Here is a 14,322-nt window from a genome sequence, read left to right on the forward strand (position 1 = left end):
GCTTACTCTTCTTCTTTTGCCCAGCCAAAAGCATATTTGACTGCTTTGTTCCAACCTTTTATCTTCTTCGCTCTCTCTTCTTCAGATATTACTGGAGTAAACGTTTTATCAATTGCCCAATTCTTCAATACATCTTCTTTACTCTTCCAATAACCAACTGCTAAGCCTGCCAGATAAGCAGCTCCCATCGCTGTCGTCTCCACACATTTGGGACGATTTACCGGAGCATTGATCATATCTGCCTGAGACTGCATCAAGAAGTCGTTGGCACTTGCGCCTCCATCTACTTTTAATGCACTAAGCCGTATTCCCGAATCAGCTTTCATCGCATTTAGCACATCATTTACCTGATATGCAAGTGACTCTAACGTAGCTCTGATGATATGATATTTGTTTACTCCCCGGGTCAGACCTACGATAGTACCTCTTGCATATTGATCCCAATGTGGTGCTCCCAACCCCGTAAATGCCGGCACTACATAACATCCATTTGTATCTTTTACCTTATTCGCCATATATTCTGAATCTGGCGAAGAATCAATAATTCTTAATTCATCCCTTAACCATTGAATTGCTGCACCAGCTACAAAAATAGAACCTTCTAATGCATAATTCACCTTGCCATCTAAGCCCCAAGCGATTGTCGTTACCAAGCCATTATCTGAAAAAACAGGCTTCTCTCCAGTATTCATTAACAAAAAGCATCCTGTTCCATATGTATTCTTGGCTTCTCCTGCTGTAAAACAAGTCTGTCCGAACAATGCAGCCTGCTGGTCTCCGGCAGCTCCTGCAATAGGAATTCTTCCTCCAAAGAATGAAGAATCCGCTTCGCCATAAATATAACTGGATGGCTTCACCTCTGGCAGCATACATTCCGGAATATCAAGTTCTTCTAAAATCTCTTTATCCCATTCCAGAGTATTGATATTAAACAACAATGTTCGTGACGCATTTGAATAATCAGTTACATGCACTTCTCCTTTTGTCAGTTTCCATATCAGCCATGTTTCAACCGTACCAAAAAGTAATTCTCCCTTTTCTGCTTTTTCCCGCGCTCCTTCAACATGATCCAGAATCCATTTCACTTTCGTTCCTGAAAAATATGCATCAATCATTAATCCTGTCTTTTTACGGAATTTTTCAACGAAACCTTTTTCTTTTAAAGTATCACAATATTCTGATGTTCTGCGGCACTGCCAAACAATTGCATGATAGACTGGTTCTCCTGTATTTTTATCCCAGACAATTACAGTTTCTCTTTGATTGGTAATTCCAATTGCTTTAATATCCTGAGCCGTTGCTCCTATCTTTGACATTGCTTCTACTGCTACCCCTAATTGGGATGACCAGATTTCATTTGCATCATGCTCGACCCAACCTGGTTTTGGAAAATATTGTGTAAACTCTTTTTGTGCTACACTGCACATTTCTCCTATTTCGTTAAATAAAATACATCGGTTACTTGTAGTTCCCGCATCCAAAGCCATTATATATTTCGACATTTTGAATATCCTCCTCAATTTACTTTTATGAATAAAACCTTCTCATAATTTCCCTTTTCTACATGAACCAAACCTCTTGATTCGTTGTAGAAATTGACATTGCCCCCGCTTCTAACGCTTCAATCACATCCATCTTATCCGATATCAATCCTCCTGCTATAATTGGCTTAGATGTAATTTTACAAATCTTTTTAATTACCCTTGGCATAACACCCGGCAGTACTTCAATGAAATCTGCTTTTATTAGATTTTGATGATTTTCAATACTAGATAAAGCCATTGAATCAATTAAAAAAACACGTAAAACAGTATACATCATTAATTCTTTTGCACGTTTGATTATATTCTGCTTGGTTGAGATTACTCCATCTGCCATTGTGTAATTCTTTAAATAGTCAACAGCGATTTCTTTTGCACTCAATCCTCCTATCAAATCCATATGTACCATAGCAATTTTACCTGCATTTTTTATTCTTCTTGTTATGTCTCCAATGGAACATATATCACCAAACAAAACAAATACTACTATAATATCCGATTCCAAACAAATTTTTAACCCTTCTTCATCTTTTACCGCAGCTATTACCGGACAATTTTCTAATGCTGCGTAAAACGACCTATCCATTCCTAACCCCCTTTCAACACAAAAAAAGCAAGCTAATAAAACGATATCTCTATCATTCATACCTTGCTCTCATCTCTAGGCAATCTTTCCTATTTGAATTTATTATAACAGTACATGAAACGTTTGTCAATATTGTCAATATATCCGATGTTTTACTAATTGTTTTGTGCACTTTTAACATAAGATATAAAATAAAAAAACGTTGAGATAACTCCAACGTTTTTTTTGATAATATTTATAAATCAAAATTCTCCATTGACAAAGTATTCTCTTTTAATTTTCCTACAGAAACTCCTGTACTAGAAATAAAATAATTATACTGTTGTAACACTTCATCTCTTTTCATTTCAGAAATTGCTCTTTCCATATCATTTGACTTATATTCTATTATTCTCGGATTCATTTCTAAGTAACTACGTTCCGGAGACTTTTCTTGCTCCTGTTTAGAATCAAAATTATTGATACAATTTTTCTGCTCAACAGAATTTACTTCATCCGTTTTATTTTTTGTATTTTGATAATTATAATGACTATTATATTGATCGCTTCTATATATTCGCATCTCAATAATCCCCCTTCAAAAATTAAAGGCTTTCCCCTTTTGTATTGTATGTATTACTTATCCAGCATCTTTTTTAATTCGTTCATAAAAGTGTTAACATCTTTAAATTCACGATACACTGAGGCAAATCTAACATATGCCACTGCTTCTATATCTTTTAATTTATCCATAATAAGTTCTCCTATTTCTGAACTAGGAATTTCTTTTTCTTCACGATTAAATATTTCTATCTCAACTTCATCAATCAATTTATTAATTTGATTGATTGAAATAGGTCGTTTATGGCAGGCTCTTAAAATACCTGCTTCTATTTTAGCACGGTCATAAGGTTCTCTATTATTATCTTTCTTTATAATGATTAAAGGGATAGTTTCGATTTTCTCATAGGTTGTAAAACGTTTCCCACACTCATCACACATTCTTCTGCGGCGAATGGAATTATTATCATCTGCCGGTCTGGAATCAATTACTCTTGTATTTTGATTACTACAAAATGGACATTTCACGTTATTCATCTCCCTAATAGTATTTTTGCTATTTTTAGTATATATAACTTATTATCTTTCGTCAACAACGCTTTTTTCTAACAGTTAAAAACCATCACACGGTTTTTTTATCCTATCCTCACAAATATCTACTAAAATAATATCCGGTCCAATTTTTACAATATTTCTCCATGGAATAATATATTCCGTATCCCTACCAAACCAGCAGCATATTTTACCGGGGCCAGGAACTACCAAATCCGTAATACATCCCGTACAACAATCAAATATTAAATCCGCTACACAGCCAAGACATCTACAGTCTTGAATATTTATAACTTCTTTTTGCCGTAACTCGCAAAACCTCATAGTTAAAGCTCCTAATTACCTCTTATTATTTTTTATGCTTAAAATAAATATTTGATACTATGCTGATTTATTACAAAATCTTTTATACATTAAAACGGAATAAAATCACATCCCCATCCTTAACGATATATTCTTTTCCTTCAAGTCCTACTAATCCTTTTTCTTTTGCAGCTGCAATAGAACCTTGGTCTAATAAGTCCTGATAATTAACAACTTCTGCACGGATAAATCCTCTTTCAAAATCTGTATGGATTTTACCGGCTGCTTGAGGCGCCTTGGTTCCTTGTGTTATCGTCCATGCTCTTGTCTCATCTTCTCCGGACGTCAGATAACTGATCAATCCCAGTAAACGGTAACTGGCTTTGATTAATTTATCCAAGCCGGATTCCTTTAGACCTAACTCTTCTAAAAACATTACCTTCTCTTCTTCATCTAATTCCGCAATTTCCTGTTCAATTTGGGCACAGATTACAAAAACTTCACATTCTTCTCCTTTGGCATATTCACGAACACTTTGTACAAATTCATTCGAAGTTCCCTCATCTGCTAAATCCTCTTCTTTTACATTTGTTGCAAAAATTACCGGTTTATACGTAAGCAAATTATAAGATTCTAATAAATCTAATTCCTCTTCATCATGAACAGCAAAACTTTTTGCTAAATTTCCTTCTTCCAAGTAATTTTTGATTCGTTGCAATAGTTCTAATTCTTTTGCAAGAACTTTATCGTTTCTAGCTCCTTTTGAAGCCTTCGCAATTCGTCTTTCTAAAATTTCAATATCTGAAAAGATAAGTTCCAGATTTATGGTTTCAATATCACGAATTGGGTCTATGCTTCCATCCACATGAACAACGTTTGTGTCTTCGAAGCATCGTACAACATGTACAATTGCATCTACTTCTCGAATATTGGCAAGAAATTGATTTCCCAGGCCCTCTCCTTTAGAAGCTCCTTTCACTAGACCAGCAATATCTACAAATTCAATTACAGCCGGAGTCACTTTTTTGGAATGATATAATTCGGCTAGCTTTTTTAAACGCTCATCCGGAACAGTTACAACACCTACATTAGGATCGATTGTGCAAAAAGGATAATTCGCCGATTCTGCTCCTGCTTTTGTTAATGAATTAAATAATGTACTCTTTCCTACATTTGGTAAACCTACAATTCCTAGTTTCATCTAATATTTCCTCTTCTTTCTGAACTTACTAATCTTTAGATTGTATCACTATTAAAATACCTTTTTCAAATGTAATTTCTGCCACATTCTCTAAAATCTCATTACTGACTCCTAAAGCATTATCACTTGTCAAAGTATGCTTATATAAAGGATATTTAAATCCATCTAAAGTCAGACCTTCAACTTGGGTCGTCAAAGGCAATAAGGAAACAAATTTTCCATACTGCTCCATTTTCTTTATAGATATTCCCTTGTCCAAAAGACAGATTTTATTATGCGAATCCACTAAAAAACAAGGGACTTTCCGTTTTAACGGTATTTGCAAAATTTGAATATTTCCAAGCAAATGATCGATACGGCTTCCTATCCCACCCAAAATCCAAATTTCTGTACTATGTAACTCCAGTGCCCAGGTGATGGCTGCCTGTGTATCTGTTTCATCTTTTTCTGGAACCAATTCTTTCCAGATGCAATTCGCATTTTCTTTGTAATAACGATAAGTTTCTTGGGATAGAGAATCAAAGTCTCCAATAACATGTGTAGGATAAATGTTTTGTTTCTTTAAGAACTCTAACCCTGAATCGACTCCGATAATAGCAGAAAAAACCATCGATTTCAAGAACTTAACTGCGAATTCTTCTTCTATATTTCCTCCACTAATAATTACTGTCCTCATTCCATTTCACCTAATTATAGCATTTAAAAATCTCGTGAAAACGTGTAATGTTTTCTTCAAGATTTCCTTTAAATACACCGGTGCCAGATACAATGATATTCGCACCTGCATCTAAAACCACATTAACATTATCACTAGTAATGCCTCCATCTACCTGAATATCCGTCTTCAATCCACGTTCATTCAAAAGATTGCGCAGTGACCTTATTTTTTCTGTTGAATAATCTATATAAGATTGTCCACCAAATCCAGGATTCACTGACATAATAAGTATCATATCCACAAGATCCAGGACGTGTATTATGGTTTCAATAGGAGTTGCAGGATTTAATGCAACTCCAACTTTTGCACCCGTTTCTTTAATTTGATGTATGACTCTATCTAAATGCTTGCAGCTTTCAACATGAACGGTAATAACATCTGCACCACAGGCTGCAAATTCTTCTATATAACGTTCGGGCTGTTCTATCATCAAATGTACATCAAAAATCTTCTTTGTAATACCTCTAAGGGCTTTTATCACTGGCATACCAAAGGAAATACTAGGAACAAATTCTCCATCCATCACATCTAAATGAATATATTCAGCTCCAGCCTGATCTGCTCTTTTAATCTGTTCTCCTAATTTCGTAAAATCTGCTCCTAAAACTGATGGTGCTAAAATATACATTAATTTAGTACCTCCTCTTATCTTTTAATTCATTGTATAATTCTATATAATTATCATAACGTAGTTTACTGATTTTTCCTTGTTCTAACGCTTCTTTCACCTTACACCCCGGTTCATGAGTATGACTGCAGCCTTGAAACCTGCATAATCCTTCATATTCATTCAGTTCAGGAAAATAATCTTTTAATTCTTCTTTTTGAAAATCTTCGACCAGCAGCGAACTAAAGCCCGGTGTATCCATAATATAAGTTTTTCCATCAATATGAATTAATTGGGTATGTCTGGTCGTATGCTTTCCTCTTTCAATTTTGGTACTTATTTCAGCAGTCTCCATCTCAATATTGGATTGTAAAATATTTATAATTGATGATTTTCCAACTCCGGAAGGACCGGCTACTGCTGTTGTCTTATCTTTTAAAATCATCCGAAGCTCTTCCATTCCTTTTTGAAGGGCTGCACTTGTTAACAATACCTGATATCCACAATCTTTATATATCTTTTGTATACTATTTATTTCTTCATCATCTGCTAAATCTGTTTTATTAAAGCAGATAATGGTCGGAACTTTTTGCTTCTGCATCATAATTAAAAACCGATCTAATAAATTAAAGTGCGGTCTCGGCTTGGCAACCGCAAATATAATAAGTGCCTGATCGATATTAGAAACTGCAGGTCGTATTAATTCGTTAAGCCTGGGTAATATTTTATTAATATTACCCTTCTTTTCATCCGAATCAATTACATCGATTTCAACATTATCTCCTACTAACGGCTTAATATTTTCTTTTCGAAATATACCTTTGGCTTTACACTCATAGATGCCGTACCCCAACACATGTACATAATAGAATCCGGCAATCCCTTTTACAATCTTTCCCTGCATGCCTAATCTGTCTCCACAAATACAATTGAATATTCATTACCTGTATCTACACCATCTACATAAGCTTTCACTGTACCAGTGGTCTCTCCTGTTATTCCCTCTACTTGAAGACTTATTTTACTCATGCCATCAGAAGCACTAATTGTCTTATCATAGATTTGTTTTGTTTTTCCTTTTTGTGTTAATCTTAGAATAATTCTAACATTTTCATAATCCTCATCCAGTCCAAAATCAGAAATCGGTATATCTATATTTCCAATATACTTTCCAGGTTCTTCCTCTTCTTTTCCCATACTGATAACAAGATCAACACTGGTTCCTTTTTCAACAGTCTTTCCCGGTTCTTGGGTTTGGCTGATTACATCTCCTTCATCTACATTATTACTGTAAGAGCTTGTAACATTTCCTACTGCTAACCCACTATTTTCTAACGTAGACTTCGCATCTGATTCACTCATTCCCTGAACATTCGGTACCGTCACTTGAATGATCTCACGACCTCTGCTCACCACAAGTCTAACACTGTCTCCCTTTTTCGCAGCTGTCCCACCTACAGGATCCATAGAAATAATGCATCCTTCTTGAACATCATTACTATATTGGTAGTCTCTTGTATAATTCAATCCATAGTCACTTAATTTATTAATTGCCGCCTGCTCTTCAAGTCCGGTAACATCCGGGACTTCAAAAGTAGCTTCTCCACTACTCACCACGACTTCAATGGTAGTATTCTTTTCAACAGTATCTCCATCTTTCACATTTTGATCAATAATTGTTCCTTTTGGATATTCATCAGAAGCTTCCATGGATTTCTGATGAATCCCCAGCCCTATTTTATTTAATGCAACTTTTCCTTCATCATAAGTTTTACCTACTACATTAATCATCTTAACTTCATCTGAATCTTCTTTACGTTTTAATTCCTGTGATTGTTCTGTTTTACTTTTTTTATTTTCAGTTTTCGGACCGAATTTAAATATTCCAAAAAAGCTACCAATAAGGTATAGAAAAATTATTACAATAATAACGCCGGCGACAATACCCATTATTGTAATCGCTTTTTCTAACTTTGGATTTATTTCTTCGTCCTCTTCTTCATCCTCATTCAAATCTTGTGCTTCAACAGGTTTTTCTTCCGGTTTAAGTTGTTTAATATCCGTTTCAGATTTAATCTTTTTTATTTCATCAGGCTTAAACATTATAGTTTGATCTCGATTAATCCCTGGAATCACTTGAACGAATTGTTCATTTGGTGTAATTAAAGATTTTTTTAAATCAGTAATTAATTCCTCTGCACTATGATATCTGCGTTCCGGACTTTTTTGTGTACATTTAAGAATAATCTGCTCTAAACTAATGGGTACATCCGGTACATATTTACTTGGCTCTACCAATTCATCTTGTAAATGTTGAATCGCAATACTAACAGTAGTATCTCCATCAAAAGGAACTCTACCTGTCACCATTTCATATAAAGTAATTCCTAAAGAATAAATATCACTTTTCACATCACTATATCCGCCTCTTGCCTGTTCCGGCGAAATATAATGAACGGAGCCCATAGCATTGGAACTGACCGTTTCGGAACTAGCTGCTCTGGCAATACCAAAATCAGTAATCTTAACTTTTCCTTCTTTTGAAATAATAATATTCTGCGGCTTAATATCTCTGTGAATAATATTGTTTTTGTGAGCAGCATCTATGCCAAGAGCTGCTTGAATTCCAATACTAACTACTTCTTTGGGAGATAATTTCCCTTTGTTCTCGATATATTTCTTTAAGGTAATTCCGTCTACCAATTCCATTACAATATAATGGGTATTACCCTCCTGTCCTACATCATAGACATTTACAATATTAGGATGCATAAGTCCGGCCGCTGACTGTGCTTCTCTTTTAAATTTCTGTACAAAATTTATATCTTCACTAAATTCTCTTTTTAAAACTTTAATGGCTACGAAACGGTTCAATTTGTGATCTTTTGCCTTATAAACTTCTGACATTCCACCGGAACCGACTCTTTCTATTATTTCATACCGTTCTCCGATTAATATTCCTTCTCTAAACATGATTTCACCTCATTCAAAATGGTTCAATTATAATAACGGCTATATTATCCTGACCACCGTTCGCATTCGCTATTCTTATCAGTTCGTTTCCTTTTTCCTCTATATCTTTTTTATTTTGTATAATAAATTTTATTTCTTCATCTTCTATCATATTGGTCAATCCATCAGAACACATAAGAATAGAATCACCTTTTTTTAAATTTACTTCAAAAAAATCAATCTTTACATCTGGTCCGACTCCTATCGCTCTTGTAATAATATTCTTATCGGGATGAATTCTTGCAATATTTTTATCAATTTCTCCAAGTCGAACCATTTCTGCTACCAATGAGTGGTCAGCTGTAATCTGGGTTATTTGATCATTTAGCATATACAACCTGCTGTCACCTACGTTAGCAACCAAAAGCTTATCTTTGTTTATAGTCGCAACTACTAATGTGGTACCCATACCTTCTAACTCTGCACTCTCTTTTGCCTTTAAATTTAATGACTCATTGGCTTTTACTATTGCAGTTCTTAATATCTCCTTTGGATCTTGCTCTTTCATCTCTTTGATGAACTCAACGACTGCTTCAACCGTAAATTTAGACGCAAAGTCTCCTGCATTATGTCCTCCCATTCCATCTGCAACTACAAATAAGTTTGGTAATCTACCGATTCTTTCTGACGAGGTAAATACATAATCTTGATTCACTTGTCTCTTTCGTCCCATATCTGTAACGGAAAATATTTTCATTCAATCTGTTCTCCTTTACTAATATAACCCTTTCTAAGCTGCCCACAGGCACCATTAATATCTCTTCCCATTTCCCTTCTAATAGTAACATTTATTCCACATTTTTCAAGTTTATTTCTAAAATTATCAAGAACTTTTTTCTCTGATTGTTTATAATCCCGCTCTTTTATTGGATTAACTGGTATTAAATTTATATGACAATTGATGCCTTTTACTAAATGAGCCAACTCCATTGCATCCTTATGCGTATCATTAATTCCACTAACTAAACTATATTCAAAAGTAATTCGGCGACCTGTCTTTTCAAAATAATATTTGCAAGCATCAATTGCTTGATAAATATCATATGTATTGGTGATTGGCATAAGTTCCAGACGCTTTTCTTGATTCGCTGCATGAAGTGATAAAGCCAACGTAATTTGAAAGCCTTCGTCTGCTAATTCTTTCATTTTGGGAACCAGACCGCAGGTAGATACCGTAATATTTCTCTGGCTGATATTTAATCCTTCGGCACTTGTAAGTATTTTAATAAATTTTAATAGATTATCATAGTTATCTAAAGGCTCTCCTGTACCCATCACTACGACATTGGATACCCTCTCATTCGTCTCTTTTTGTATATAATAAATCTGCTCTAACATTTCTGAAGACGTAAGATTTCTCTCTAACCCATCTAATGTTGATGCACAAAACCGACATCCCATCCTGCAACCTACCTGTGACGAGATGCAGACAGAATTACCATGTTTATATCTCATAAGCACACTTTCTATCACATTACCATCAGGAAGTTGAAATAAATATTTTTGAGTACCATCTACTTTTGAAGTCAAGACCTCAATCGGCTCTATCGTAATTAAATCATATCTTTCTTCTAGTTTTTCTTGAAGTTTCAAAGATATATTTGTCATTTCACTAAATTTTCTAATTAGTTTTTGATGCAGCCACTGGTATATTTGTTTCGCCCGAAATGACTGATCTCCAATAAGAATTAATTCTTCTTTCAATTCATCTAATTCAAATGATTTAATATCTGTTTTTTTCATTTTCATTCCCTTTTAATCTATTCGTTTTAATTTTGCGATAAAAAATCCATCTGCTTGATGAATTCCCGGTAATAATTGCAGATATCCTTCTTTTGTAGTATCTGAACGCAATTCTTCAGGCAAATACGCATCTATACTTTCTAATTGAAACGGATATCTCTCCATTAACCATTTTACATTTTGAATATTTTCTTCTTCATCAATTGTACAAGTACTATAAACAAGAGTACCGCCTTTCTTCACATATTGATATACTGTCTCTAATATCTTTCTTTGAAGATTCACCAGCTGCTTTTCTTTCTCAGGTGTCATTTTATATTTAATATCCGTTTTTTGGTTCATAACACCTAATCCTGAACATGGCAGATCAGCAATTAAAATATCTGCTTGTTCAACAGAATCCAAATCAAGTGTACATGCATCCTGCTGTAATGCAATTATATTTGACAACTGGCTTTTCTCTATATTTTCCTGAATCAGCCCGACTTTATACGGTGTCAGATCTCTTGCTTCCACCTTGCCTGATCCATCTAGTTTTTCTGCCAGATGTAGACTTTTCCCTCCTGGAGCTGCACAGACATCAATAATTACATTGTTTTTTTGAGGATCTGCAACTTCTGCAACCAACATAGAGCTAATATCCTGCACATAAAAAAAACCTTTTTGAAACGCTTTTATACTGCCTATCGTATCAAACTCTGAAATTACCAGTGCATAGTTAAGATAATGCGCAGGTTTTACAACAATTCCTTCCTTTTCTAGCTCTTTCTCTAGTTCTTCTATTGATATTCTTTTAGTATTACATCGAATTACAGTTCCTTTTTCATGAAAAAAACTTTGTAACATAATCTTCGTTTTTTCAAGACCATATGTCTTCAACCATTTCTCAACAATCCATTTAGGCATAGAATACATAATGGATAAATAATCGTCAGGCTCTGCTTTTTCATCCGGAAAAATTATATTTTCACGATTACGGATTATATTTCTTAGTACACCATTTACAAAACCCTTTAAATTCACAAATCCTCTTTTTGCGGCTATTTTAACAGCTTCATTACAGGCAGCTGAATCGGGCACGCTATCCATATACAGGATTTGATATACACTAATTCGAAGCAAATTACAAATAAAAGGTTTCATCTTTTTTACTTTGACTTTTGAAAATTGATTCAAAATATAATCAATTTTTATCATTTCCTCCAGAGTACCTTCTGTTACCCTCGTGATAAATGCCCGTTCCTGCTTTTCTAAATATTGATACTTATCTAAAGTATTTCTTAATGCAATATGACTATATTCCTCTTCTTGGATAATTTCTTTTAAAATACCAAGTATAATATCTCGGCTATTTATTGGTTTAGTCATCACTGCGTCTTCCTCCTGCAATGATAAGAAGACGTAATAATTGTAAGAGGGAAGATGCTACTCCTGCTATATAAGTCAGTGCAGCTGCTCCCAATACTTTTTTCGTATAAACAATCTCTTCATCTCCAAGAATTCCTGCACTTTCTAAAACAATGGTCGCTCTGCGAGATGCATCAAGTTCAACCGGAAGCGTTACCACTTGAAAGACCAAGGTGGCCAAAAACATTAGTATTCCTGCATTTATTAGCATGGTACCTGATTTTCCGTTTATAAAAAATCCAATGATAAAGACAATCCAATACAATCTGGACGCAATACTGGCTACCGGTGCAACAGCACTCCTGATTTTTATTGGAATAAATCCTTTTTGATGCTGTATAACATGACCGCATTCATGTGCTGCAATCCCCACAGCTGCTACAGATGCCATATCATATACTTCATCTGACAAAGCAACTTTTTTGGTCAGTGGATTATAATGATCGGTCAAACTTCCTGAAACCCTTACTATTTCTACATCAGAAATTCCTGCTGAACGTAAAATCCTTTCTGCCGCTTCTGCTCCGGTGATTCCCGCTCTGTTTCTGATTCTTGAATATTTATGAAAAGCACTTTTTACAAGAGCTGAAGCACCCAGACATAAAACAAATCCAATTATAACAAATATATACGTCGGATCCCAAAACATCCCATATCCTGAATAAATTCCATTATACATTTTAATCTCCTTCTTTCAACTATTGCAATTTAGTTCCTTTTTCTATCGTAACACCACGCAAAAATGTGTCAATTCCCATTCTTTTTTTTCCTTCTAACTGTAGTTCTTCAATCGCCAAAGCGCCTTTACCCGTTCCAACAATTAGAGATTCCTTCGTAACTTCTAATACTTCTCCAGGCATTCCTTCTTTCTCTATTACATTTGCTTTCCAAATTTTCAATGTTTTCCCATTCAATCCGGTAAACGCACTTGGCCAAGGATTTAAGCCTCTAATTAAGCGTTCGATGACAACAGCACTGTCTGTCCATTGAATTCTACCCATTTGCTTCTTTATCATTTTTGCATAAGTAAAATCTTCCTCATTCTGCTTTTCATAAACAGCAGTTTTATTTTCTAAAGCCTCTAATGTCTTAACACATAATTTTGCACCCTCTATGCTTAACTTCTTAAACAGACTGCCTCCTGTTTCTTCTTTATCTACCGGAACAACTGTTTTCATTATCATATCTCCAGTATCCAGACCCTCGTCCATTTTCATTGTAGTTACTCCGGTTTCTGTCTCTCCGTTAATCACCGCCCACTGAATCGGAGCCGCCCCCCGATACTTTGGTAGTAAGGAAGCATGAACATTAATGCAGCCATAAAGAGGCATTTCTAAAATTTCTTTTGTTAATATTTGACCGAATGCTACAACTACTATAATATCCGCTTCTATGTTTTTTAAATATTCTATACACTCTTTTTCTCTAATCTTCTTGGGCTGGTAAATTGGCAGACCATAAGACAACGCTGCTTCTTTCACCGCACAAAAATGCATTGTTTTTCCACGACCCTTTGGTTTGTCCGGCTGAGTTACCACCATAGTGATTTCATGACCTGCTTGAATGAGTGCTTCTAAAGTTCCAACAGAAAAATCAGGAGTTCCCATAAAAATCACTTTCATTTACATCCCTCCTATTCTTCTAGCTCCACATTTGTGTCATATAAATCACCTATCACTTTTTCTACATAAAGATGTCCATCTAAATGATCGTTTTCATGACACATGGCTCTTGCAAAATAATCATGTCCTACGATTTCAAATTCTTTCATATTTCTATCCAAAGCTTTTATTTTTACATGCTTTGGTCTGATAACTTTACCGCATTTTCCAGGTACACTTAAACACCCTTCATCCCCTTCCTGCTCACCTGCCGTTTCTATGATAACAGGATTGATGAATACAAAAGGGCCTTCTCCAACATCAATAACAAATATTCTCTTTAAAACTCCAACTTGTGGCGCTGCAAGTCCTGCCCCCATTTCTTCATACATCGTTTCCAACATATCATCAATTAGAACTTCAATTTTGGGTGTCATTTCTTTTACTTCTTTACATTTCTTTTCTAATACCGGATCTCCTTGAATACGTACCGTTCTTAATGCCATTTTTC

General features: G+C 34.9%; 16 protein-coding genes. All 16 read right to left on the bottom strand.

Annotated elements, in window-relative coordinates; genetic code table 11:
- Positions 1-2: 2 nt before the first annotated feature.
- Entirely contained in the window at positions 3-1,502 is a 1,500-nt protein-coding gene (gene glpK, locus DWV06_RS04870) for a glycerol kinase GlpK (protein ID WP_115481055.1), read from the bottom strand.
- A gap of 58 nt (positions 1,503-1,560) precedes the next feature.
- Positions 1,561-2,127, bottom strand: coding sequence for a glycerol-3-phosphate responsive antiterminator (locus DWV06_RS04875; RefSeq protein ID WP_115481156.1), 567 nt, complete (start codon positions 2,125-2,127; stop codon positions 1,561-1,563).
- 235 nt (positions 2,128-2,362) lie between these two features.
- Entirely contained in the window at positions 2,363-2,689 is a 327-nt protein-coding gene (locus tag DWV06_RS04880; protein ID WP_115481056.1) for a hypothetical protein, read from the bottom strand.
- 53 nt (positions 2,690-2,742) lie between these two features.
- Complete coding sequence (nrdR, locus tag DWV06_RS04885) at positions 2,743-3,195, bottom strand: transcriptional regulator NrdR (protein ID WP_115481057.1); 453 nt, start codon at positions 3,193-3,195, stop codon at positions 2,743-2,745.
- Positions 3,196-3,279: 84 nt separating this feature from the next.
- A complete protein-coding gene (locus DWV06_RS04890) occupies positions 3,280-3,543 on the bottom strand; it encodes a PRC-barrel domain-containing protein (RefSeq protein WP_115481058.1) in 264 nt (87 codons plus the stop codon).
- Between the two features lie 82 nt (positions 3,544-3,625).
- A complete protein-coding gene (ychF, locus tag DWV06_RS04895; RefSeq protein WP_115481059.1) occupies positions 3,626-4,723 on the bottom strand; it encodes a redox-regulated ATPase YchF in 1,098 nt (365 codons plus the stop codon).
- Positions 4,724-4,751: 28 nt separating this feature from the next.
- Positions 4,752-5,399 (bottom strand): thiamine diphosphokinase, encoded by a 648-nt coding sequence (locus tag DWV06_RS04900; RefSeq protein ID WP_115481060.1) that lies wholly within the window; start codon positions 5,397-5,399, stop codon positions 4,752-4,754.
- 10 nt (positions 5,400-5,409) lie between these two features.
- Positions 5,410-6,069, bottom strand: a complete 660-nt coding sequence (rpe, locus tag DWV06_RS04905) for a ribulose-phosphate 3-epimerase (protein ID WP_115481061.1) — start codon at positions 6,067-6,069, stop codon at positions 5,410-5,412.
- A 4-nt stretch (positions 6,070-6,073) separates the two neighbouring features.
- The gene (gene rsgA / locus DWV06_RS04910; protein ID WP_115481062.1) at positions 6,074-6,952 is read right to left on the bottom strand and encodes a ribosome small subunit-dependent GTPase A; all 879 of its coding nucleotides are present in this window, start codon (positions 6,950-6,952) and stop codon (positions 6,074-6,076) included.
- A 2-nt stretch (positions 6,953-6,954) separates the two neighbouring features.
- Positions 6,955-9,021 carry a Stk1 family PASTA domain-containing Ser/Thr kinase gene (gene pknB, locus DWV06_RS04915; protein WP_115481063.1) on the bottom strand — a complete coding sequence of 689 codons (2,067 nt, stop codon included), beginning with the start codon at positions 9,019-9,021 and terminating at the stop codon, positions 6,955-6,957.
- A gap of 13 nt (positions 9,022-9,034) precedes the next feature.
- Positions 9,035-9,757 carry a Stp1/IreP family PP2C-type Ser/Thr phosphatase gene (locus tag DWV06_RS04920; RefSeq protein ID WP_193725994.1) on the bottom strand — a complete coding sequence of 241 codons (723 nt, stop codon included), beginning with the start codon at positions 9,755-9,757 and terminating at the stop codon, positions 9,035-9,037.
- Positions 9,754-10,809 (bottom strand): 23S rRNA (adenine(2503)-C(2))-methyltransferase RlmN, encoded by a 1,056-nt coding sequence (rlmN, locus tag DWV06_RS04925; protein WP_193725995.1) that lies wholly within the window; start codon positions 10,807-10,809, stop codon positions 9,754-9,756. The genes DWV06_RS04920 and rlmN overlap by 4 nt, the downstream gene beginning before the upstream one ends.
- A gap of 6 nt (positions 10,810-10,815) precedes the next feature.
- Positions 10,816-12,171: a 16S rRNA (cytosine(967)-C(5))-methyltransferase RsmB gene (gene rsmB, locus DWV06_RS04930; RefSeq protein ID WP_115481065.1), complete on the bottom strand. Its 1,356-nt coding sequence runs from the start codon at positions 12,169-12,171 to the stop codon at positions 10,816-10,818.
- Complete coding sequence (locus DWV06_RS04935) at positions 12,164-12,889, bottom strand: zinc metallopeptidase (protein ID WP_115481066.1); 726 nt, start codon at positions 12,887-12,889, stop codon at positions 12,164-12,166. Before DWV06_RS04935 ends, rsmB begins: the two co-directional genes overlap by 8 nt.
- A gap of 19 nt (positions 12,890-12,908) precedes the next feature.
- Entirely contained in the window at positions 12,909-13,832 is a 924-nt protein-coding gene (gene fmt / locus DWV06_RS04940; RefSeq protein ID WP_115481067.1) for a methionyl-tRNA formyltransferase, read from the bottom strand.
- Positions 13,833-13,843: 11 nt separating this feature from the next.
- Positions 13,844-14,317, bottom strand: a complete 474-nt coding sequence (def, locus tag DWV06_RS04945; RefSeq protein WP_115481068.1) for a peptide deformylase — start codon at positions 14,315-14,317, stop codon at positions 13,844-13,846.
- Positions 14,318-14,322 lie beyond the last annotated feature (5 nt).

It is taken from the genome of Anaerosacchariphilus polymeriproducens, assembly GCF_003363435.1.
Taxonomy (GTDB): Bacteria; Bacillota; Clostridia; order Lachnospirales; family Lachnospiraceae; genus Anaerosacchariphilus; species Anaerosacchariphilus polymeriproducens.